Here is a 20686-nt window from a genome sequence, read left to right as displayed (position 1 = left end):
TCTATGCCTCCCAAAGCACGCTCCGGCGCACGCCGTACCGGCCGTCGCGTCGTAAAGAAGAATGTGGCCCACGGCGCCGCATACATCAAGTCCACCTTCAACAACACCATCGTGTCCATCACGGACCCGAAGGGTGCTGTCATCTCCTGGGCCTCCTCGGGACACGTCGGCTTCAAGGGCTCCCGTAAGTCCACGCCGTTCGCTGCTCAGATGGCCGCCGAGTCCGCCGCCCGCAAGGCGATGGAGCACGGCATGAAGAAGGTTGACGTTTTCGTCAAGGGCCCGGGCTCCGGCCGCGAGACCGCCATCCGTTCCCTGTCCACCGCCGGCCTTGAGGTCGGAACGATCTCCGACGTGACGCCGCAGCCCCACAACGGCTGCCGTCCGCCGAAGCGTCGTCGCGTCTAGAAGAAAGGATAGGGATACCACATGGCTCGCTATACCGGATCCGCCACCCGTAAGTCCCGTCGTCTCCGCGTCGACCTCGTCGGCGGGGACCGCTCGTTCGAGCGTCGCCCGTACCCCCCGGGACAGGCCGGTCGTACGCGCATCAAGGAGTCGGAGTACCTGACTCAGCTGCAGGAGAAGCAGAAGGCTCGCTTCACCTACGGCGTCATGGAGAAGCAGTTCCGCCGTTACTACGCCGAGGCGAACCGTCGCCCCGGCAAGACCGGTGACAACTTGGTGATCCTCCTGGAGTCGCGTCTCGACAACGTCGTCTACCGTGCAGGCCTGGCCCGCACCCGTCGACAGGCACGTCAGCTCGTCTCGCACGGTCACTTCACCGTGAACGGCAAGAACATCAACGTGCCGTCCTTCCAGGTCTCCCAGTACGACATCATCGACGTCCGGGATCGCTCCCGCTCGATGCTGTGGTTCGAAGAGGCCCAGGAGCTCCTGGTCGACGCAGTCGTCCCGGCCTGGCTCCAGGTCGTGCCGTCCTCCCTGCGCATCCTCGTGCACCAGCTGCCCGAGCGCGCCCAGATCGACGTGCCGCTGCAGGAGCAGCTCATCGTCGAGTTCTACTCCAAGTAGGACGTTCGTCGCACCACCGTTTTACCCCGTCACCGCCTTTATTGGCCGGTGGCGGTTCCCGAGAAGTATTCAGTTTGTTCATCCCTACGGCGTCAAATAACGGTCGCCACCTAGGAGAAGCAAGATGCTCATTTCACAGCGCCCGGCGTTGAGCGAAGAGTTCGTCAGCCCCGCCCGTTCCCGGTTCGTCATCGAGCCGCTGGAGCCGGGTTTCGGCTACACCCTCGGAAACTCGCTGCGCCGTACCCTGCTGTCGTCCATCCCGGGCGCGGCAGTCACCTCCATCCGGATCGAGGGTGTGCTCCACGAGTTCACCACCATCCCCGGCGTGAAGGAGGATGTCTCCGACATCATCCTGAACATCAAGGCCTTGGTTCTGTCCTCGGACTCTGATGAGCCGGTCACGATGTACATCCGCAAGGAGGGTGCCGGTGAGGTCACCGGGGCCGACGTTGTCGCTCCGACCGGTGTGGAGGTCCACAACCCGGACCTGCACATCGCGACCCTGAATGAGCAGGGCAAGATCGACATCGAGCTCGTCGTCGAGCGTGGCCGCGGATACGTCCCGGCCGCACCCACCACCGGTGAGATCGGCCGCATCCCGGTCGACCAGATCTACTCCCCGGTGCTGAAGGTCAGCTACAAGGTCGAGGCAACCCGTGTGGAACAGCGCACGGACTTCGACAAGCTGGTCATCGACGTCGAGACGAAGAACTCCATCACCGCTCGCGACGCCATGGCGTCCGCAGGTAAGACCCTGGTGGAGCTGTTCGGTCTGGCCCAGGAACTTAACCTGGCTGCCGAAGGCATCGAGATCGGCCCGTCTCCGATGGAGACCGAGCACATCGCCGCCTACGGTACCGCGATTGAGGACCTCGACTTCTCCGTGCGGTCGTACAACTGCCTGAAGCGTGAGGACATCCACACTGTCGGCGAGCTCGCCGGCCGGACCGAGTCCGACCTGCTGGATATCCGCAACTTCGGTCAGAAGTCCATCAACGAGGTCAAGGTCAAGCTCGCTGAGCTGGGCCTGGGGCTCAAGGACGCGCCCGAGGGCTTTGACATCAACGACATTGAGGGCTACGACCCGGAGTCCGGCGAATTCGTCGACACCGAGGGCGAAGACATCGCAGAGTAGCAACTCGTTTCGGGAACCGCCGTCGGCTGTGCTGTGTGGGACACCGGTGGTTCGCGGACACCGCGCTTAACACAGTCTGACTAGAGAAACACACGAGGAGAAGTTATGCCTACCCCGAAGAAGGGTGCCCGCCTCGGCGGATCTGCTTCCCACCAGAAGAAGATCCTCGCCAACCTGGCAGCTCAGCTCATCGAGCACGGCGCCATCAAGACCACGGACGCGAAGGCCAAGCTGCTGCGCCCGTACGTCGAGAAGATCATCACGAAGGCGAAGAAGGGTACCGTCGCCGACCGTCGTAACGTGCTGAAGCTCATCACGGACAAGGAGGTCGTCGCCTACCTGTTCAACGAGCTCGCGCCGAAGTTCGAGGGCCGTCCCGGTGGTTACACCCGCATCATCAAGCTCGAGAACCGTAAGGGTGACAACGCTCCGATGAGCCAGATCTCCCTGGTCCTCGAGGAGCTCGCCTCCTCCGAGGCGACCCGTGCGACCCGCGCCGCTGCCTCCAAGGCAGCCGAGGAGACCCCGGTCTCCGAGGACGCACCGGTCGTCGAGGCCGATGAGGCTACCGACGCCGCTGCCGCCGATGAGGCTGCAGAGGCTGAGGTCACCGAGGCTGAGGAGTCCGCCGAGGAGAAGTAAGCCCCCGGCACTCTCCGCATCCGCGGAAACTGACCGCGCCCGTCCCCACCGTGCAACGGTGAGGGCGGGCGTTGTTGTATGTGCGGTCGCGACCGTGGTTCTCGGCTTTCTCCTTGGTAGAGTCAGGCCCTGTGTTGACCTACCGACTTTCCGGCGTGCTGCTGCTTCTCAGCGGTCTCGCCACCGGGTTCGGGCACATCGCCGCCTTGTTGAGCTGGCGTGGCCTGTACTCCTTCACGGACAACCGGCTCGGCGACTACACCGTCACCGAGTGCCAGGTGCTGCGCGACAACCTGGGGACCCGGTATGTCTGCAACCCCGCCTACCTGATCACCAATGCCTCGTATACGGCGGCGGGGTTCCTCATGGTGGTCGCCGCCGGGGTGATGTGGATCGCCGCCGGTGCCGAGAAGCACCGCTCGGTGCGCATGTCCGCGGTGCTCGTCGGCGGCGCTGGCGCCTTGTACATGTTGGCGGGGTTGTTCCCTTATGACGTCTCCGCGGCGATCCACGACCTGGCGATGCTCTTCTACGCGATCCTGATGTGGGCGTTCATGGCTTTCCTCACCGGGGTCGGTTCGGCACGCACCGCGGGGGGACGCGGTCCGCATCCGTTAATTTACGGCGGCTACCTGCCGATTACCCGTTTGATGCTGACCGCTTCGGTCGTGGGCCTGCTGGCGCTGTTGTTGCTCGGGCCGCGCGGCATGCCGGGCGCCTATGAGCGCCTCGCCTTCGACACGTTGACGGTCTGGTTGATGATCATTGGCGTGTGCATGTACTCCCTCGGCGGGGCGGGGGACCAGGAGAGCCGACGGGTCGCCGAGATGGCCGAAATGGCCGAGTTCGAGGCCCTCGAGTTCCCGGACTCCGCCCCCGGGCACAACCAGCGCCGCTACCCGGGCTTCGCCGGACTCTCCGGTTCCCGGGCGAGCGGCTGGGGCCGGCGCCGACACGACGACCGCGAAGATAACACCACCCAGGAGGATTCATGACCGGGCAGGTCCGCGTCCGACTCGACGTCGCCTACGATGGCACCGACTTCCACGGTTGGGCGCGCCAAAAGGGTCCGCAGGAGGGCCTGCGGACCGTCGCCGGTGTGCTGGAGGACGCCCTGTCGCTGGTTGTGCGGGAACCGGTGGAGCTCGTCGTCGCCGGACGCACCGACGCCGGCGTGCACGCCGACGGGCAGGTCGCGCACGTCGACCTGCCGTCCTCCGCGTTCGAGCAACGTTCGCTAGACCGTCCGGAGGCGCTGGTGCGTCGGCTGTCGCGGATGCTGCCGACGGACATCCGCCTGCACGGTGCCACCGCGGCACCGGAGGGTTTCGACGCGCGGTTCTCCGCGCTGTCGCGGCGCTACCGCTACCGGGTGACCACCGCGGACGCCGGGGTGCTGCCGGTGCGCGCCCGCGACACCGCCACCTGGCGGCGCGACGTGGACCTCGCCGCGGTGCAGACCGCGTCGGACGTCCTGGTCGGCCTGCACGACTTCGCCGCCTTCTGCAAGTACCGGCCCAACGCCACCACGGTGCGTGAACTCCAGGAGTTCACCTGGCGCGACGTGTCCACCGTCGCCGAGCCGAATACCTACGAGGCGACAGTCGTGGCGGACGCCTTCTGCTGGTCGATGGTGCGCTCCCTGGTGGGCGCGGTGTTGAGCGTGGGGGAGGGACGTCGCGACGAGGCCTTCACCCGCGGGCTGCTCGATGAGCGATCGCGCAGTTCGGCCGTGGCCGTGGCACCGGCCTGCGGACTGAACCTCGTAGAGGTCCAGTACCCGCCGCAGAACGAGATGGCCGCCCGCGTGGCCGTCACCCGCGACCGGCGGGCACCGGTGGACGCGCCGGACGCGGTGGACGCGCCGGAATCATCAGCGGAACCGTCCTGACCAGCACCACCATCGCCACCAGTTCGACGAGTGTCTGGGTGACCACCACCAGCGGGGTGAGTTCGTAGCCGGCGGGCAGGGCGAGTACCAGCGGCAGGACGACGAGGGAGTTGCGGGTTACCCCGGTGAACACCACCGCCCGACGCGCCGGCACATCCAGTGCACCGAAACGTCCGGCGAGCCATCCCAGCACCGTCATCACCACCACGAACGCCACGTATACCGGAACGACCTGCACCAGCCGCGAGAGTTGCCGGTTCACCCCGGCGATCTGTGATGTGACCACCAGCGCCAGGGTCAGCATCATCAGCGGGACCATGAGCCCGGCCATTCCGTCGCGCATGGCGTCCCCCGCCCGCCCAGGGATCGCCTGGGTCGCCGCGGCGCCGCACAGCGGCAGCACGATGAGCACCACGAAGGCTTCGACGAAGGGCCCGGCCTCGAATCCGGACAGTACCTCGGATCCGAGGAAGGCCCACAGGTACACCGGCAGCAGGAGCATCTGGGCGGCCATGAGCAGCGGGGCCGCGGCGAGCAACCGGTCGGCCGCGCCACCGGCCAGTCCGGTGAACACGATCACGTAGTCGATGCACGGGGCCAGCAGCACGAACAGCACCCCGACGAGCAGCACCTCGTCCCCGGCGATCGGCCGGGTCAGCAGCCACACGATCACTGGCACAATTACGAAGTTCACTACGGCCACGGTGGTCAGGAAGCGCAGGTCGCGCAGGGTGGACAATGCCCTGCTCAGCGGGATGCCCAGGAATGTCACGTAGAGCAGCAGACCCAGCACCGGGTTCACCAGGTGCCCGGCTGTCGCGGCGGTACCGGCCCCTGCCAGCATGCCGATGATCCCGCCGGCCAGGATGGCGAGCAGGTACAGGGCGATCTGGTGGCGCTCCATGCCCGCGACGAGTCTCTTCACGGCACCCAGGTTAGCGGGGCACCCGCAGCGGCAGGGCGGTCACCTCGACAACGGTGTCGGCCGATGTCAGTGTCCCGGCGTCGAGGTCGACCACCACGTCTGCCACCACATCGGCCAGGATCTCGTCCAACTCTCCGTCCTGCACCACCACGCGGCAACGCTGCGGGTGCCACGCGGAACGCCACGCCTCAACCGAGTCGACCAGCGTAACGTCCTGCCCTAAAACCCGGCCGGACGGCGCGACGGTGCGCGCGAGCGTCGCGGCGTCCTGCCCGCGCAGCAGCACGGTCGTCCCCGGCGGCAGGTGCAGCACCACCGGTGCGCCGTAGATGTCGGTGCCCACCATCCACCCAGGTAGCGGGCCGGCCTGTAGCCCGCTGCGCATCGTTGCCGCCGCGGGGAGATCGGGCAACCGGGAGGCCAGCAGTCCACAGCCGGCCGCCGACCACGGCATCCGCTCGGCCGTCTCAGCCGATTCAGCCGGCACGCCGATCAGGCAATGCCCAGGGATGCGCAATAGCGACGCCAGGCCCACGTAGGAACGCTCCAGCGGGGAAGCCGCCCGCGGCGGCGGTGCGACCGCGGTCGCCAGTAGGTCGGCGTCCACCCGCAGGCCCGCGGCGAGACGCTCGAGCAGTGAAGCGTCGAGCGCCACGGGGTCGACGTGCCCGTCACCCCAGGTGCGCGTATGCGGCACGTGCACGCGGAACCACACCCGGTCGCCACTGCCGGCGGAGACTCCGCCGCCGACCTGCCGGTGGTACCACTGCACTGCAGCCACGATTCTGCCCAGCATCCTGCCCATAGATTCCCCCTCAGTTTCCCCAGCCCCCGGCGCACCCGATGATGTACCATCCGCAAGCATAGGCACAGTGTGCCGGGGGAAACAATAGGGGAAACAATAGGGGGAAGACTTTCATGAGGACCACAGGTCTGCAGGTGTCCGGTTATTCGTTCCTGCTGCGACGTGCCGAATTGGCGCTGGTCACGGGGGATGCGCGTATGGCGCAGGACCCGTTGCGCACGCAGCGTCGGGCGGTGGGGGTGGGGGTGCTGCTCACCTTGCTCGTCACCGGCGGGATTCTGCTGGTGGCGATGCTGCGCCCCCAGCCGTCCATCGACGACGCCGGCATCGTCGCCGATGAGGCCGGTACCCTGCACGTTCGTATCGGCACCGACTTCCACCCGGTGACCAACGTCGCTTCCGCGCGCCTGCTGCTCGGCGCGCCCGAGGAGGTCACCACCTCGACGTCGGAGCAGTTGGCCTCCTATGGCACCGGCCCCACGCTCGGCATGCCGGACGCCCCGGGCCTGGTGCCCGCCCCCGTGGTGTCGTGGGCGCGTTGCGCCGACGGGGTGGTCGCCGCACCCGCGTTGCCGGACGCCGGGGCGGCGGTGCTTGCCGCACCGTCCGGCACGTGGCTGGCGGTGGACGGACGACGGTTACTGCTGCCGGACGGCCCCGTGCTGGCGCGCGCCCTGGGGGCGACCCCGGTTCCGGTGAGCCAGGACGTGCTGGAGGTCCTGGAGCGCGGGCCGGACGTGGCGCTGGGTTCCTTGCAGCACGCCGTCGCCGCCGGCGATCGGGTTTTCCTCACCGGGCAGGACGGTGTCGCCGAGGTCACCGGCGCACGGCGGGCGATCGTGGAGGCGCTGGTTCCGCACCAGGCCAGTGAGCCATTGTCGGTGGTGCTGTCACGACCGGAGGTCACCGGGCTGTCGGCGCTGTCGCATGTGCCGGTGGAGTTGGACCTGCTCGACGGGGCGACGGTGGGGGAGGTGTGCATCGGCGAGCATGTGGTGGCGGCCGAATCGCTGCAGCACGATGCTCCACACCCCGGCTCCCATTTCATGGGCCCACGGGGCACCTCCGCCCTGCTCACAGAGCGTGGTTATGTGCTCGTCGCCGAGTCCGGGGTGCGCTACTCGGTGACGGCCGCCCAGGACCTGCGGGTACTCGGGCTGGTCGAGGCCGATGATTCCGGTGTCGCCGACCTGGCACGGGTGTCCTTCGCTGTGGTGGAGGGGCTGCCGGACGGTGGGGTGCTCTCCGAGGAGCGGGCGAGCCGCACCCTCACCGGACGCTAGCGGCGGACCCGCAGGATGACGGCGGTGAGTATCGCCACCGCCACGACCCCCGCCAACACCAGGGGAACCCGCAGGTCCACCGGGACGTCGACGGACCGCACCACGGTGACCTCGGCGGGCATCTCGTAGTGCGCGGCGGCTTCAGCGTGCCCCGAAAGCTCTGGGTTTTCTGCGGAACCCGCCCGGTCCAGTACCGCGCCCACCGCCGCGACCGGGGAGACCACGGCCACCACACCCTGCTCGGCAGTGTCGACGAGTAAGGAATGCACCTCGGCGGCGGAGAGTTCGGGGCGCAGCTGCCACACCAGGGCGGCGGTACCGGCGACCACGGGTGCGGCGAAACTCGTGCCGGAGAACGGGGCGGGGTCGCCGACGATGGTCCTGGTGGTATCTCCGGTCTGCAAGGTCGCCGACACCGGCCCGCCCGGTGCGTGCAGGTCCACCCACTCGCCAGGCACGGAGTAGTCGGCGGGGCGGCGTCCGGCGTCGGGGTTGGAGTCGGGGTTGGTATCAAGCACCCTCGCATCGACCCCGCCCACGGTGAGCACGCCAGGCAGCGCGGCGGGGTAGGGGACCTGGTCGTCTCTGCACTGTCCGGCATTACCGGCGGCGGCGACGAGCAACAGGCCATCGCGTTCCACCGCGTCGACCGCCCGGCGTAGTTCGGCGGTGTCCTCGCAGGCCACCACGGAAACATTCAGAATGCGCACCCCGTGCTCGGAGGCGGTGGTGCGGGCCCGGTCGAGCGCGTCGACGAGATCGGCGACGGTGGTATTCGACCCCTCGCCTTGGCGCACGGACACCACCCGGGCGTCCGGGGCGGTCGTGCGCAGCACTCCGGTCACCGCGGTGCCGTGCAACAGGCAGTGGTCCCGGTCGCCGGGCCGGTCGGTGATGATGCCGGGGGCTGAAGCCCCGGTGTCCACCACGGCCACGCCCACGTCGCGCCCGGTGGACAGGTCGTGGGGCAGGGCGACGTCGATGGGTAGGACGTCGCCAACGAGCGGTTCATCGCAGCGTTGCTGCGCCTGTGCCGGCGCGAACGCCGGCATCGGAACCACCGCGCCGGACGCCACGAGCAAGGCCAGCGGTACCAGCACCGCCGCCCGTACACGCCGGCACATCCGATCCCCCGCCGCACCTCGAAGACACCGGTGGTGCTGATCAGCAGGGGGACGGCGACGGTGAAAGCAACGGTCTCCAGCACGTCGAGGACGCGTCCGGCCAGCGGGGAGGTGATCCGCACCGCCGGCAGGGCCACCGGTGCCAGGGCCAGCAGCGACCACGGTGCGGGCAGTTGTAAGACCACCCAGAGAAGCAGCAACACGGCGGTGACGGTGACGGCGACTGCGTGCACCGGGCGGGTCGCCCGCGCCGACAACCCGGTCACCGCGACGGTGAGCAAGGCGGCTTGCGTCCACAAGCTGGCCTCGCCGTGCAGCGGCAGGAGTTGCACGGCACCGGCGAGGATCACCACACAGCAGGTCACCACGATGGCCGGATGCAGGCGCAGCGCCCGGGCAGCCTCTGTGGCACTGGAGGACTCGGCAGTACCAGCGGCCCCGCTCTCCCGCGCGGCGGCAGCGAAAAGCCCGGTCGCCGGCACCCGCGGCAGGGTGATACCGGCCAGGCCCACCGCGAGTTGCCCGGAGAACGTCAACGCCACCACGGCCACCAGCGTGGTCAGCCCCGGGCTCACGTTGACCGCGGCGGCCAGCGCCAGACCCACCGTCATGGTGCGAACCACTCCGTGCCGCCACACCGACATCGCGGCGAATACGCAGGCCGTCAGAACGTTGACCTGCAAACCAAGCCCGAAGCCGAGGACCGCGGCGACCGGCAGGAAACGCCGGTCCACCAGGGAGCCGGCGGCCGCGGCCAGCGTGGCGAGCAGCAGCACCGCGCACACCACCAGCGCCTCGCCGCGTCCGGCGACGTCCCCGCCAAGCAGGCCCACCGCGAGGTCACTGATATCGGTGGGGTGCCAGCGCACGTGCTCCTCGGGGCTCCACAGCGGCGCCCACACCAGGGAGCACACCGTGGCGGTGAGTAGTGCAGCGACCCACACCGCCGGCGAGGACGCCACCGGCGCGCTGAGCCGTCCGACGTCATCGACCGGCGGGGCGGGCAGCGCGTCCTTGTCGAGGGTGAGGCGTTCGCCGGGGCGGACCCCGGACTGCGACAGGGAGTCTTCCGGGCGCAGCACCCCGAGCGGACCGGACAAGCGCCAGACCTCCCCGGGAGAGGCGTCGACCAGGTGCGGGACGAGTTCGGCGACGGGCACGGTGTCGGCCACGGTGGCCTCCACGGTGCGCTCGCGTGCGACGGTGATGCTCACGGCGATCATGGGTGGTGTTGTTCCCCGGTTCTGTACTTTCCTGAGTTCCGCGGCCGGTCACGTCCCCCTGACGTGTCCCCGACGGCCACGGTCGGATGCTTCGAGAGTGTACAGTGATGTTCCGACAGTTGTCGCGCAGGGGGCGTGGCAGGGGGACGCGAGGGGATTTTCGCAGATGAAGTCGCAGGCACCACCGACATTGCCGAAAAATAAGCAGCCGTTCATCCGGATTCTCATGCCCGTGGTGATGGTCGTGGCGGTGGTGGGTATGGTCGCCGCGATGGTGCTCTCGGGGATGGGCAGATCGCCTATGGCTTTTATTTTTCCTCTCATGATGTTGGGAAGCTTGGCGATGATGATCAGCCCCGGCGGGCAGGACGTTGACGAGGTCCGCCGGGGTTTCCACCGGCACCTGGACGCCCTGTCGGACTCGCTGCACCGGGCGCGCCGGGAGCAGTGGGCGCGCATGGCGGTGACACATCCGGATCCCCGTGCGCTATGGACGCGCGTGACGGCGGACGGCGCGACCGGCACAGCAGGCACGGCAGAGTCCGAGAGCACGGCCCAGCGTCCCGAGCCCGGGGTGGTGCGTATCGGCACCGCGGTGCAGGCGCCGGACGACCCGCTGGAGATCCCGGTCGACGCCCCGCCGGAGGACCTGGAGCCGGTGTGCGCGACGACCTTGCGCGACCTGGCGCGCACCTACGCCACCATCGAGGCGCCGGTGGCGGTGGACCTGCGCGAGTTCGACTGCGTGGTCGTCACCGGGGACGGGGCACCTGGACTGGTCAACGCGATGCAGGGGCAGGCGGTGATGCAGGACGATGCGTCGGTGCGGGTCTCCGGACCGCACGACAGGTGGCTGTCCGCGCAGGACGGCACGTTGCACGTGCGCTTCCGCCACGTGAGCGGGGTGGGTGGGGATGCCGGGGATGCTCTGCCACCTGCGGTGACCTTGGCGGCGGGCACGGTGACGGTGCTCGCCGATCCGGCGTCGGTGGCGGCCGGCTGGCAGGACGCCGCGGCGGACGGTGGGCTGCTGCTTCACGCGCAGGACGGCGTCCTGGCGGCGTGGACGGTCGACGGGTGGCGTCCTTTCGCCACCGCCGATGAGCTCAGCGATGTCGAACTCGCCGCGCTGTGCCGGTCGAGGACCTCGGCCCGGGCGTCCCGCTCCGTGCTGGACGTGCCGGGCGGGGGACTGCGCGCGGCGATCGGGTTCTCCCCTGCACCGGTGCACCTGGACATCCGGGAGGCGGCGAAGGGCGGCATCGGCCCACACGGGTTGTGCATCGGTGCCACAGGCAGCGGAAAGTCGGAACTCTTGCGGTCGGTGGTCACGAGTTTCGCCCACCGGCATTCCCCGGAGGAACTCAACTTCGTGCTCGTGGATTTCAAGGGCGGGGCCGCCTTCGCCGGCATGGAGCGGCTGCCGCACACCTCGGCGGTGATCACGAACCTCTCGGATGAGGCCGTGCTGGTCGACCGGATGCAGGACTCCCTGCTCGGTGAACTGCACCGTCGGCAGGAGCGGTTGCACGCCGCCGGTATGGCGACGGCCGCGCAGTACAACCAGGTCCATCCCGGGGAGATGCCGGCGTTGTTCATCATCGTCGACGAGTTCTCCGAGCTGCTGCACGCCCGTCCGGAGTTCGCCGAGGTCTTCGCCGCTATCGGACGCCTCGGCCGCAGTCTGCAGATCCACCTGCTGCTGGCCAGTCAGCGCCTGGAGGAGGGCAGGTTGCGCGGCCTGGAGTCGCACCTGTCGTACCGCATCGCCCTGCGCACGTTCTCTGCCTCGGAGTCGCGCCAGCTCATCGGCTCCACCGCGGCCTATGAACTGCCCTCGACCCCGGGCGCGGCGATCCTGAGTTCGGCGGGGTTGGGGTCCACCGGCCAGGTGCGTTTCCAGTCGGCCTATGTCTCCGGCCCCGAGGTGCCGCTGGACTCCCGGCTGGTGCGGGAGCTGGGCGTGGAGCTGGAGGCTGCGGGCACCACGATGGAACTGGTCATCGACCGGTTGGCGGGGCCGAACCGTAACCCGATCTGGTTGGAGCCCTTGCCGGAACTGCTGCCGGCCAGCGCGGTGATGGGTTCCGGCGATACCCACATCGAGCCCCTCACCGTGCACCTGGGTCTGGAGGACCTGCCTTTCGACGGGGTGCAGCGCCCGTGCGTGCTGGACCTGCGCCGCCGTCACTGGGCGGTCGTCGGGCAACCAGGCACCGGCAAGACCACATTGGTGCGTTCGCTGGTGCTCGGCCTGGCGTTGAGTTCGCCGGGTGTGGCGGTGTACGTGGTGGACCCCGGTGGTGGGCTGCGCGATCTGGAGCGGCTCCCGCAGGTCGCCGCGGTGGTGGGGGTGGAGCTGCTGGGCCGGGTCCTCGACGAGCTCGGGCAGGACGCCACGGGTGGTGCAGCGCACCGCGTGCTGGTCGTCGACGGTCTCGACGCTCTCGACCCCTCCGGCGATGACGACCGACGCCTGGCGTCGCTGGTCGCCGGCGGCATGCAGCGTGGGGTGCACGTGGTGGTCACCTCCTTGCGCTGGACGTTCCGTCCCGCCCTGCGTGACCTGCTCACCGGCGCGGTGGAGTTGCGGCTCACTCCCGCCGAGTCGCAGTTCCGCGATGCCCAACGCACCCTGCCCGATTATCCGGGGCGCGGGGTTTCCCCCGGTGGCAAGCACCTGCAGGTTGCTTATTCCGATGCCCAGGACGTGGAGCACGTGCGCAAGGTCAGCGTGGCGCGCGGAGAACCGGCCCGCGCCCTGCGCGTCCTCCCCTCGCAGGTGGACGTCAGTGCACTGGACGAGGTGACCGGCGTGCCGCTCGGCGTGGGTGGGCGGACCCTGTCCACGGTGCACTGGGATCCGGAGGCGTTCCCGCACCTCACGGTGGTGGGGCAGGCGCGCGCCGGGGCCACGACCGCGCTGCGCACCGTCGCCTGGGCGTCCTCGCGCCGGGAGGGTGTGGAGGTGCTGGCCACGGATGTGCGTCGGGGATTGCTCGGCGTGCCGGGGTACCGTCCGGCCGCGGGGTTCCTGCGCGCGCTGAGCAGCTGGGTCGAAGAGATGAAAGCGCGAGTGCCGGGGGAGGACGCCGAGCTCACCGCCGCACAATTGCGCGACCGTAGCTGGTGGAGCGGGACGCAGCGGGTGATCGTGGTCGATGATCTGGACCAGTCGGCCGACCTGGCCGCGGCGGTGGACCTGCTGGTGCCGTTGCTGCCGCATGCGGCGGACATCGGCCTGCACCTGGTCACCGCCCGACGCAGCGCGATGATCGGCCGCAGCGCCTACACCCCGCTGATGCAGGGGATCCGCGACCTGACCGGCTGGCTGGTGCTCTCGGCACCGCGGGAGGACGGCCCGGTCGCCGGGCAGGTGCTCACGTCCCGCCCGCCGGGACGCGGCGTGCTGGTGCAGGACGCCGCGGAGGACGTGCAGGTTGCGACGGTGGACACAGAGAACGCGAACACAGAAGACGCGGGGGTACAGGTGTGAGTTCGACGATGGTGGCTGATGCGGTGGCACTCACCGAATCCGGGGTGCTGGTCAACGGGTTGTGCGTGACGGACCTTCTCAGCGGGCTGGAGGTCCGTGGCGAAGATATAGAGGACACAGGGGACACGACCCCGGTCTTTCGTGGCTCAGGTGTACCACTGCGCCGATTGGAGTCCGTCCGTGAACTGGTGGAGGAGGCGCTGGAGGTCAGGGCGGCGGACCCGGAACTCACCAGCGCCAATCCGGTGGTGCCGCGCACCGTTTTTCCCTGGGGGATCGGTGCGCAGATCTCAGATGTGCTGGTCGCCGGGCCGGACAAGGAGGCCACGGCGGCGTATCTGCGGCTCCACGGGCTACGCGCCCGCACGGTGGACGTTGGCCCGGCGCTGCGGTTGGCCGGCGACCTGGCGGCGGCGCGCGCCGAACTCGAGGACCCCGCCCCACCGGAACTGGAGCCCGAGCCGGAACCGGCGCGGGACGTCCCGCGGCGTCGGGGGCTGATGTTGTCGGCGGTGGGGACGATTGCTGTGGTCGCCGTGGCCACCATCGCGCTGGTGTTTATCGGTGTCGTCGGCGGCGGCGCCGCCGACGTGGCGGGGGCAACGCACACGCCGGACGCCGCGACGCTCGCGGCGTCCGATGCGTCCGGCGTAGTGGAAGAACCTGAGCCGGAGCCCGAGGCGTGGCGGGAGATGAGTTCCGGCAGCGAGATGGAGTACGCCGACCGTCCGGACGCGCCGCAGGTGACGGTCGATGTTGCCGGGTGGGAGATTACCGAGAGCACCACCGAGCGCGACATCTGGACCTCGGGGGACGCCGGGATGCGGGTGCTCCTCGCCGCCGCGCCCACGCCGGTCGGGACGCAGGGGGAACTGGACACCGCGATGCTGCGCGCCCTCGACGGGACCGGCGACGTGGTGGTGACGAATCGCTCGCCGGTGACCTATGAAGAGCACTTCCCGGACTCGACGACGTCGTGGCGTGTCCGGCTGGTCGACGGCCACCAGGTGTCCATCGGCTGCCAGTATCGCGATCTCACCGAGGACCGGCAGGCGGTCTGCGACCGGTTCGGCGCGACCGCCCGGGTACTACTTCCCGAGTGAGCTGAGCGACGGGTCGATCCGGTTGAAGCGCGACAGCTGGGTGACGTGCTGCGGGCCGAGTTCCTCGAGGCTGGTGACCTGCAGCAGCTTCATGGTGCGCTCGATCTGGGAGCGCAGGATGCTGATCGTGCGGTCCACGCCCTCGCGTCCGCCGGCCATCAGGCCGTAGAGGTAGGCGCGGCCGACGAGGGTGAAGTCGGCGCCGAGGGCCATGGCGGCCACGATGTCGGCACCGTTCATGATGCCGGTGTCGACGAGGATCTCCATGTCGCCGCCGACCTCGCGGACGACCTCGGGCAGCAGCTGGAAGGGCACGGGTGCGCGGTCGAGCTGGCGTCCGCCGTGGTTGGACAGCACCACGGAGTCCACGCCGAGGTCGGCGAGGGTCTTGGCATCCTCCACGTTCTGCACGCCCTTGACGGAGATCTTGCCGGGCCACATCTCGCGGATGATCTCGAGGTCCTTGTAGTTGATGGTGGGGTCCATCGCGGAGTCGAGCATCTCGCCGACGGTGCCGCCGGTGGAGGTCAGGGAGGCGAACTCCAGCGGCGGGGTGGTCAGGAAGTCGATCCACCACCAGGGGCGCGGGATGGCGTCGAGCACGGTCTTGGCGGTGAGCTGCGGCGGGATGGAGAAGCCGTGGCGGGTGTCGCGCATACGGTTGCCGGCGACCGGTGTGTCGACGGTGAAGAACAGGGTGTCGAAGCCGGCCTTGGCGGCGCGCTCGACGAGCCCATAGGAGATGTCGCGGTCCTTCATCACGTAGAGCTGGAACCAGTTGCGGCCGTGCGGGTTGGTGGCCTTGACGTCCTCGATGGAGGTGGTGCCCAGGGTGGAGAGGCTGAAGGGGATGCCGGCGGCGGCCGCGGCACCGGCACCGGCGATCTCACCCTCGGTCTGCATCAGGCGGGTGAAACCGGTGGGCGCGATGCCGAAGGGCAGGGCGGAGGTGCCGCCGTGGATGCTGGCGGTGGTGTCGATCTGCGAGGCGTCCTTGAGGATGGACGGGTGGAACTCCACGTCCTCGAAGGCCTGGCGGGCGCGTGCGATGGAGATCTCCTCCTCGGCGGCACCGTCGGTGTAGTCGAAGGCGGAGGCCGGGGTGCGACGCTTGGCGATCTTGCGCAGGTCGTAGATGGTGAGGGCGGAGTCCAGGCGACGCTTCTTCGCGTTGAGCTCGGGCTTCTTGAACTGCATGAGTTCGAGGATCTCGGCGGGGTGGGGGAGTTGGCGCTTAACCATGGTGTTCTCCTTCGTGATGGGTATGTGTGGTTTGTTATGGGTCCTATGTGGTCGGACCACAGGGTCCGTTTCCGAGCGTACTCGCTACGGGATCATCCAATCCAGGACGGTGGCCTGCAGTCCGTTGATCAGGCAGATGCCGGCAAGCATGCCGATGCTCCACCACATGACCTTGCGCAGGATCTCCGACTCGCGGCCGGCCAGGCCCACCGCGGTGGCGACGATCGTCAGGTTCTGCGGGCTGACGAGCTTGGCGACGACACCGCCGGACGTATTGGACGCCACCATCAGTGCCGGATCCAGGCCGGCCTGGTTCGCCGCGGTCTGCTGCAGGGTGGCGAACAGGGCGTTGGCGCTGGTGTCCGAGCCGGTCACCGCGGTGCCCAGCCAGCCCAGGACGGGGGCGAAGAAAGCGAAGGCTGCACCGGCACCGGCGATCCAGTGTCCGATGGTGATGGTCTGGCCCGACTGGTTCATCACGTACGCCAGCGAGAGCACCGCGGCGACGGTGAGGATCGAGAACCGCATCTTCACCAGGTTCTCCCAGTACGCCTGCACGGCGACCTTCGGAGAGACCCGGTATACTGCGGCGACGATCACGCCGGTGATCATCAGCAGGGTGCCGGGCGAGGACAGCCACGGGAACCCGTAGACGGTGGAAGAGGAGACCGAGCCATCGGCGGTGAGCACATTGCCGTCCAGGCCCGGCCACGGGATCGATACATCGGTGGAGGCCAGGAAGTCGACGACCGGGTCCCACAGCTTGGCGATCGAGAAGATCACGATGACCAGCAGGTAGGGGAACAGGGCCATCAGGGTGCGCGAGGTCGTCAGTTCGCGGGTGACCACCTCGGCGCCGCCGGCGGCAGCGGCGTGGGCGTTGTCGGTGCTCGTGACGTCCTGCACGTCGCCCTGCTCCTCTTCTTCACGACGCTCGGTCAGGAGGCGCTCGCGTGCCTCGGCGGTGCCTGCCGGACGCCAGAACTGCAGCATGACCACCGCAACGGCCAGGCCGGCGAGTGCGGAGATGATGTCGGTGAGCTCCACGGAGATGTAGTTCGAGGAGGTGAACTGGACCACGGCGAAGACCGCGCCGATGACCAGGGCGATCGGCCAGCACTGCTTCAGTCCCTTCTTTCCGTCCACCAGCAGGCAGAGGAACAGCGGGACGAAGAGGGCGATGAACGGCGTCTGGCGTCCGACGATGGCACCGATGTGCTCGTAGTCGATGCCTGTCAGCGCACCGGCGGTGATGATCGGGGTGGCGATCGCGCCGAAGGCCACCGGGGCGGTGTTGGCGATGAGCACGGCGACGGCCGCACGCATGCGCGCGAAGCCGACGGCGAGCAGCATCACGCCGGTGATCGCCAGCGGGGCACCGAAGCCGGCGAGGGCCTCGAGCATGCCGCCGAAGCAGAAGGCGATGAGGATGGCCTGCACGCGCGGGTCGTCGGAGATGCGGTCGATCACCGCGCGCAGGTCGAGGAAGCGTCCGGAGCGCACGGTGAGTTCGTAGAACCAGATCGCCGCGACCACGATCCACATGATCGGGAACAGGCCGAAGATCGCGCCCTGGGTGGCGGAGAGCCCGGCCAAGTGAACGGGCATCCCGTAGACGGCAACGGCGATGACCAGGGACACCGCCAGGGCGCTGAGCCCGGCCCAGTGTGCGCGCCAGCGCAGCACGCCGAGGGTGACGAAGACAGTCGCCAGCGGCAGTAGCGCCACGAGTGACGAGAGGAAGAGATTGTCCGCGACCGGCGCGAGGTCGGGTAAATACGTGGAGCTCATGTGGTCCTCGAGGTGTCTCTAGGGTGTGTCTGGGTTATGACGGGGCGTCACTCTGCGGTCCGGTGACTCAGACCACATCAGTGGTCCGACCACAGCCTAAGACACATGCGGTTTTGGAGTCAAGACTTCTTCGTGGCTTTCTTCCGCTTCTTGTGTGCCCGCCGGGTAGGGGCGCCGTGGTAGAAAATGACCATGACTGACGAACCCGCCTGGGCACCGGTCCCGCGCATCCGGACCCACCAGATGGTCGTCGACGCCATCGAGAATCAGATTCTCTCCGGCGCCCTGCACGTCGGCGACCTGCTGCCCGCCGAACGCACTCTGTCCGAACAACTGCAGGTCAGCAGGGCCGCCGTGCGCGAGGCCATCCGGGTCCTGGAAGGTCAGGGGGTGCTGGAGTCCAATGTGGGCTCCGGGCACAAAGCCGGCACATTCATCGCCGCGATGCCCTCGGAGGCGCTGTCGCGTTTCCTGCGTCTGCACGTGGCCCTGTCCAACTTCGGGCTCGAAGAGGTAGTCCAGACCCGCACCATCCTGGAGGTTGAAAGCGCGCGGCTTTCCGCCGCCGAGCAGGACGAGGACGCCCTGGCGGGCATGCGCGCCGCCGTGGCGGACATGGACCGACCGGGGGTGAGCCGCGAGGAGTTCAACGACGCCGACACCCGCTTCCACGTTGCCCTCGCCCATGGGGCGGGCAACCGGCTCTTCGCCGACATGACCCAGGCGATCCGTGAGTCCTTGCGCGCGCCGATCCTGCGCGGCTTTCGTGGTCAGGACGACTGGGAGAGCGTGGCGGGCACGCTGCGTGCCCAGCACAAGGGCATTCTCGCCGCGGTCGAGGCCGGCGACGTGGACGGTGCAGGGGACCTGGTGGCCGAGCACATCTCGACGGCTTATCGCGCGCTGCTGGAGTAGACCCCGCGTCGCGTCGCATATTCGGGCGCAGCGTGCCACGGATGGGGCGAATCTGGCACGCGACGCGGGGTGGGGAACCTTTCGGGTGTCAGGTGAGTCTCTCTACGGTGACGTCCCTTCTCTACGGCCCATGCAACGGCTGTACGGAGGGCACCGATCAGAGCACTCGACACAAAAGGGGAGGGACCCAATGAGTTTCAGAACGACCACCGAAGTCATGCAGGCCACGGCAGGCAAGGTCGACACCGTCAACGGCCAGGTGCAGGCAGAGCTCACGCGCCTGCAGGGCACGGTCGACGGAGTCACGGGGGTGTGGAAGGGGGAGGCTCAGGCCGCATTCATGCAGCTCATGGCCCGATGGAGCGACTCGGCACGGGAATTGCGGCTCGCACTGGACGGTATTTCGGAGAACATCCGTGGCAACGCCCGGGCCTTCCAGCAGGTCGAGGACGACAACATGGCCGCCTTCCGCTGACGCATCATCCACCACGCACCACAGACACCCCAAGGAGCCAGATCTTGATTCAATACGACTTCGGCCACATCGCCCAGACGTCCGCCGACATTCACGCCACGAACCGCAACATCAATGGCATGCTCGACCAACTCAAGGGCGACATTGCCCCCATGGTGGCGGAGTGGGAGGGGGAGTCAGCTACGGCTTATCAAACTGCGCAGAAGCGGTGGGACGCCGCGGCGGAGGAGCTCAACATGGTGCTGCAGACCATCGCCCGAGCGGTGGACAATGCCGGCTCCCGGATGAGCCAGATCAACAACAGCGCCGCCAATAGCTGGGCCTGACCCGCTAGACCAGTACAGCCAGCACAGCCAGTACAGCTGCACTACCCAGCCGCCACCGTCACTACCCGTGACGGTGGCGGCCCCTTTTGGTTGTGCCGCGCGCGTCCGGTAACCTCAGTCAGGTTGCGACCACCCGTGCTGCGTTTTTACGGAACATCGGTGGTCGGCCCGCGGGTCCCCACCGGCCGCTGCGGGCACCATCGTCTTTTACGGGCCTGTCCCAAGAAGGCGAGGGGTCTCCCGGCTGGCAGTTCCATGAAGACCAAGGAGTCATAAATGACTACTTTCCACCCGAAGAGCGGTGACCTGACCCGTAAGTGGTACGTCATCGACGCCGAAGACGTGGTCCTGGGTCGTCTCGCCACCCACGCAGCTTCCCTGCTGCGCGGCAAGGGCAAGGCTATCTACGCGCCCAACGTCGACTGTGGTGACAATGTCATCATCATCAATGCGGACAAGGTTCACATCTCGTCCAACAAGCGGGACCGCGAGTTCCGTTACCGTCACTCCGGTTACCCGGGCGGCCTCAAGACCATGTCCCTGGGTCGCTCCATGGAGCTGCACCCGGAGCGCGTCATCGCTGACGCCATCGTCGGCATGATGCCGCACAACCGGCTCAACCGCGAGTCCGCCAAGAAGCTCCGCGTCTTCGCCGGCGCCGAGCACCCCTTCGCGGCTCAGCAGCCCGAGTCCTACGAGATCAAGAAGGTGGAACAGTGACCGACAACGAGAACTACGAGGCCGAGTCCGTGGACGAAGAGGTCTTCGCCGCCACTGACGCCGTCAACGAGGAGTTCGTCGCCAGCATCGGTGACTCCATCTCCGAGGTCTCCGAGGACGAGGGTGACGACGTCGTCGCCCCCACCGTCTTCGACGGCCCGATCCAGACTGTCGGTCGCCGCAAGGAGGCCGTCGTCCGTATCCGCATGGTGCAGGGCTCCGGCCAGTTCACCTGCAACGGTCGTTCGCTGGAGGACTACTTCCCGAACAAGCTGCACCAGCAGCTGATCAAGGCTCCGCTCGTCCTGCTCGAGCGCGAGAACCAGTTCGACTTCCAGGTCAACCTCAAGGGCGGTGGCCCGTCCGGTCAGGCCGGTGCGATGCGTCTCGCCATCTCCCGCGCGCTGAATAAGTACAACCCGGAAGAGCGTGCCGAGCTGAAGAAGGCTGGCTTCCTCACTCGTGACGCCCGTGCCGTGGAGCGCAAGAAGGCTGGTCTGCACAAGGCCCGTCGCGCACCGCAGTACTCGAAGCGCTGATTCTTCGGAGTCT

At 68.3% G+C, this 20686-nt stretch carries 20 protein-coding genes; 14 read left to right on the top strand and 6 right to left on the bottom strand.

Annotation, left to right across the window (positions count from 1 at the left end):
• Positions 1 to 3 precede the first annotated feature (3 nt).
• From rpsK to truA, 6 genes are all read left to right on the top strand, one after another.
• Positions 4 to 408 carry a 30S ribosomal protein S11 gene (gene rpsK / locus ACT3SZ_RS00230; RefSeq protein ID WP_038546448.1) on the top strand — a complete coding sequence of 135 codons (405 nt, stop codon included), beginning with the start codon at positions 4 to 6 and terminating at the stop codon, positions 406 to 408.
• Between the two features lie 21 nt (positions 409 to 429).
• Entirely contained in the window at positions 430 to 1035 is a 606-nt protein-coding gene (gene rpsD / locus ACT3SZ_RS00225; protein WP_038546451.1) for a 30S ribosomal protein S4, read from the top strand.
• Between the two features lie 124 nt (positions 1036 to 1159).
• Complete coding sequence (locus ACT3SZ_RS00220) at positions 1160 to 2173, top strand: DNA-directed RNA polymerase subunit alpha (protein ID WP_444615775.1); 1014 nt, start codon at positions 1160 to 1162, stop codon at positions 2171 to 2173.
• Positions 2174 to 2278: 105 nt separating this feature from the next.
• Positions 2279 to 2815 carry a 50S ribosomal protein L17 gene (gene rplQ / locus ACT3SZ_RS00215; RefSeq protein WP_444615773.1) on the top strand — a complete coding sequence of 179 codons (537 nt, stop codon included), beginning with the start codon at positions 2279 to 2281 and terminating at the stop codon, positions 2813 to 2815.
• A 131-nt stretch (positions 2816 to 2946) separates the two neighbouring features.
• Positions 2947 to 3810 (top strand): DUF998 domain-containing protein, encoded by an 864-nt coding sequence (locus tag ACT3SZ_RS00210; RefSeq protein WP_444615771.1) that lies wholly within the window; start codon positions 2947 to 2949, stop codon positions 3808 to 3810.
• On the top strand, positions 3807 to 4706 hold the full coding sequence (gene truA / locus ACT3SZ_RS00205) for a tRNA pseudouridine(38-40) synthase TruA (protein WP_444615769.1): 900 nt from the start codon (positions 3807 to 3809) through the stop codon (positions 4704 to 4706). Before ACT3SZ_RS00210 ends, truA begins: the two co-directional genes overlap by 4 nt.
• Here truA and ACT3SZ_RS00200 read toward each other — a convergent pair.
• Both ACT3SZ_RS00200 and ACT3SZ_RS00195 read right to left on the bottom strand, forming a co-directional pair.
• Positions 4630 to 5631 (bottom strand): arsenic resistance protein, encoded by a 1002-nt coding sequence (locus ACT3SZ_RS00200; RefSeq protein WP_444615768.1) that lies wholly within the window; start codon positions 5629 to 5631, stop codon positions 4630 to 4632. The genes truA and ACT3SZ_RS00200 overlap by 77 nt on opposite strands.
• 10 nt (positions 5632 to 5641) lie before the next feature.
• Positions 5642 to 6412 carry a hypothetical protein gene (locus tag ACT3SZ_RS00195; RefSeq protein ID WP_444615766.1) on the bottom strand — a complete coding sequence of 257 codons (771 nt, stop codon included), beginning with the start codon at positions 6410 to 6412 and terminating at the stop codon, positions 5642 to 5644.
• A 137-nt stretch (positions 6413 to 6549) separates the two neighbouring features.
• Here ACT3SZ_RS00195 and eccB point away from each other — a divergent pair, with 137 nt between their 5' ends.
• Positions 6550 to 7719 carry a type VII secretion protein EccB gene (eccB, locus tag ACT3SZ_RS00190; protein WP_444615764.1) on the top strand — a complete coding sequence of 390 codons (1170 nt, stop codon included), beginning with the start codon at positions 6550 to 6552 and terminating at the stop codon, positions 7717 to 7719.
• Here eccB and ACT3SZ_RS00185 read toward each other — a convergent pair.
• Together ACT3SZ_RS00185 and ACT3SZ_RS00180 are read right to left on the bottom strand one after the other, a co-directional pair.
• The gene (locus ACT3SZ_RS00185; protein WP_444615762.1) at positions 7716 to 8648 is read right to left on the bottom strand and encodes a S8 family peptidase; all 933 of its coding nucleotides are present in this window, start codon (positions 8646 to 8648) and stop codon (positions 7716 to 7718) included. The genes eccB and ACT3SZ_RS00185 overlap by 4 nt on opposite strands.
• Complete coding sequence (locus ACT3SZ_RS00180; RefSeq protein WP_444615760.1) at positions 8561 to 10066, bottom strand: EsaB/YukD family protein; 1506 nt, start codon at positions 10064 to 10066, stop codon at positions 8561 to 8563. Before ACT3SZ_RS00180 ends, ACT3SZ_RS00185 begins: the two co-directional genes overlap by 88 nt.
• Before the next feature lie 166 nt (positions 10067 to 10232).
• Between ACT3SZ_RS00180 and ACT3SZ_RS00175 the strand changes: the two genes are divergently transcribed.
• Together ACT3SZ_RS00175 and ACT3SZ_RS00170 are read left to right on the top strand one after the other, a co-directional pair.
• Entirely contained in the window at positions 10233 to 13562 is a 3330-nt protein-coding gene (locus tag ACT3SZ_RS00175) for an FtsK/SpoIIIE domain-containing protein (protein WP_444615759.1), read from the top strand.
• Positions 13559 to 14665 carry a type VII secretion-associated protein gene (locus ACT3SZ_RS00170; RefSeq protein ID WP_444615758.1) on the top strand — a complete coding sequence of 369 codons (1107 nt, stop codon included), beginning with the start codon at positions 13559 to 13561 and terminating at the stop codon, positions 14663 to 14665. The genes ACT3SZ_RS00175 and ACT3SZ_RS00170 overlap by 4 nt, the downstream gene beginning before the upstream one ends.
• Here ACT3SZ_RS00170 and ACT3SZ_RS00165 read toward each other — a convergent pair.
• Together ACT3SZ_RS00165 and ACT3SZ_RS00160 are read right to left on the bottom strand one after the other, a co-directional pair.
• Entirely contained in the window at positions 14651 to 15907 is a 1257-nt protein-coding gene (locus ACT3SZ_RS00165) for an alpha-hydroxy acid oxidase (protein WP_444615757.1), read from the bottom strand. The two genes, ACT3SZ_RS00170 and ACT3SZ_RS00165, sit on opposite strands and share 15 nt — an antisense overlap.
• Before the next feature lie 84 nt (positions 15908 to 15991).
• Positions 15992 to 17698 (bottom strand): L-lactate permease, encoded by a 1707-nt coding sequence (locus ACT3SZ_RS00160; protein ID WP_444615755.1) that lies wholly within the window; start codon positions 17696 to 17698, stop codon positions 15992 to 15994.
• 192 nt (positions 17699 to 17890) lie between these two features.
• Here ACT3SZ_RS00160 and ACT3SZ_RS00155 point away from each other — a divergent pair, with 192 nt between their 5' ends.
• From ACT3SZ_RS00155 to rpsI, 5 genes are all read left to right on the top strand, one after another.
• Positions 17891 to 18613 carry a FadR/GntR family transcriptional regulator gene (locus ACT3SZ_RS00155; protein ID WP_444615754.1) on the top strand — a complete coding sequence of 241 codons (723 nt, stop codon included), beginning with the start codon at positions 17891 to 17893 and terminating at the stop codon, positions 18611 to 18613.
• Between the two features lie 190 nt (positions 18614 to 18803).
• Positions 18804 to 19088: a WXG100 family type VII secretion target gene (locus ACT3SZ_RS00150; RefSeq protein WP_444615752.1), complete on the top strand. Its 285-nt coding sequence runs from the start codon at positions 18804 to 18806 to the stop codon at positions 19086 to 19088.
• Positions 19089 to 19132: 44 nt separating this feature from the next.
• On the top strand, positions 19133 to 19414 hold the full coding sequence (locus tag ACT3SZ_RS00145) for a WXG100 family type VII secretion target (RefSeq protein WP_444615751.1): 282 nt from the start codon (positions 19133 to 19135) through the stop codon (positions 19412 to 19414).
• A 276-nt stretch (positions 19415 to 19690) separates the two neighbouring features.
• Positions 19691 to 20134: a 50S ribosomal protein L13 gene (gene rplM / locus ACT3SZ_RS00140; protein WP_301443776.1), complete on the top strand. Its 444-nt coding sequence runs from the start codon at positions 19691 to 19693 to the stop codon at positions 20132 to 20134.
• Positions 20131 to 20673 carry a 30S ribosomal protein S9 gene (rpsI, locus tag ACT3SZ_RS00135; protein WP_444615750.1) on the top strand — a complete coding sequence of 181 codons (543 nt, stop codon included), beginning with the start codon at positions 20131 to 20133 and terminating at the stop codon, positions 20671 to 20673. Before rplM ends, rpsI begins: the two co-directional genes overlap by 4 nt.
• The last annotated feature ends 13 nt before the right edge of the window (positions 20674 to 20686 follow it).

This window comes from Corynebacterium sp. AOP40-9SA-29, assembly GCF_052377405.1.
Lineage (GTDB): Bacteria > Actinomycetota > Actinomycetes > Mycobacteriales > Mycobacteriaceae > Corynebacterium.
The sequence above is the reverse complement of the archived record's forward strand: the minus strand, read 5'-3'. Positions and strand labels throughout refer to the sequence as shown.

What these genes read in the sequence shown, in the direction of transcription:
- ACT3SZ_RS00220 (WP_444615775.1), top strand. Translation starts at nt 1,160, where the DNA reads ATGCTCATTTCACAGCGCCCGGCGTTGAGCGAAGAGTTCGTCAGCCCC.
- rplQ (WP_444615773.1), top strand. Translation starts at nt 2,279, where the DNA reads ATGCCTACCCCGAAGAAGGGTGCCCGCCTCGGCGGATCTGCTTCCCAC.
- eccB (WP_444615764.1), top strand. Translation starts at nt 6,550, where the DNA reads ATGAGGACCACAGGTCTGCAGGTGTCCGGTTATTCGTTCCTGCTGCGA.
- ACT3SZ_RS00180 (WP_444615760.1), bottom strand. Translation starts at nt 10,066, where the DNA reads ATGATCGCCGTGAGCATCACCGTCGCACGCGAGCGCACCGTGGAGGCC.
- truA (WP_444615769.1), top strand. Translation starts at nt 3,807, where the DNA reads ATGACCGGGCAGGTCCGCGTCCGACTCGACGTCGCCTACGATGGCACC.
- rplM (WP_301443776.1), top strand. Translation starts at nt 19,691, where the DNA reads ATGACTACTTTCCACCCGAAGAGCGGTGACCTGACCCGTAAGTGGTAC.
- ACT3SZ_RS00175 (WP_444615759.1), top strand. Translation starts at nt 10,233, where the DNA reads ATGAAGTCGCAGGCACCACCGACATTGCCGAAAAATAAGCAGCCGTTC.
- ACT3SZ_RS00165 (WP_444615757.1), bottom strand. Translation starts at nt 15,907, where the DNA reads ATGGTTAAGCGCCAACTCCCCCACCCCGCCGAGATCCTCGAACTCATG.
- ACT3SZ_RS00150 (WP_444615752.1), top strand. Translation starts at nt 18,804, where the DNA reads ATGAGTTTCAGAACGACCACCGAAGTCATGCAGGCCACGGCAGGCAAG.
- ACT3SZ_RS00155 (WP_444615754.1), top strand. Translation starts at nt 17,891, where the DNA reads ATGACTGACGAACCCGCCTGGGCACCGGTCCCGCGCATCCGGACCCAC.
- rpsD (WP_038546451.1), top strand. Translation starts at nt 430, where the DNA reads ATGGCTCGCTATACCGGATCCGCCACCCGTAAGTCCCGTCGTCTCCGC.
- ACT3SZ_RS00160 (WP_444615755.1), bottom strand. Translation starts at nt 17,698, where the DNA reads ATGAGCTCCACGTATTTACCCGACCTCGCGCCGGTCGCGGACAATCTC.
- rpsK (WP_038546448.1), top strand. Translation starts at nt 4, where the DNA reads ATGCCTCCCAAAGCACGCTCCGGCGCACGCCGTACCGGCCGTCGCGTC.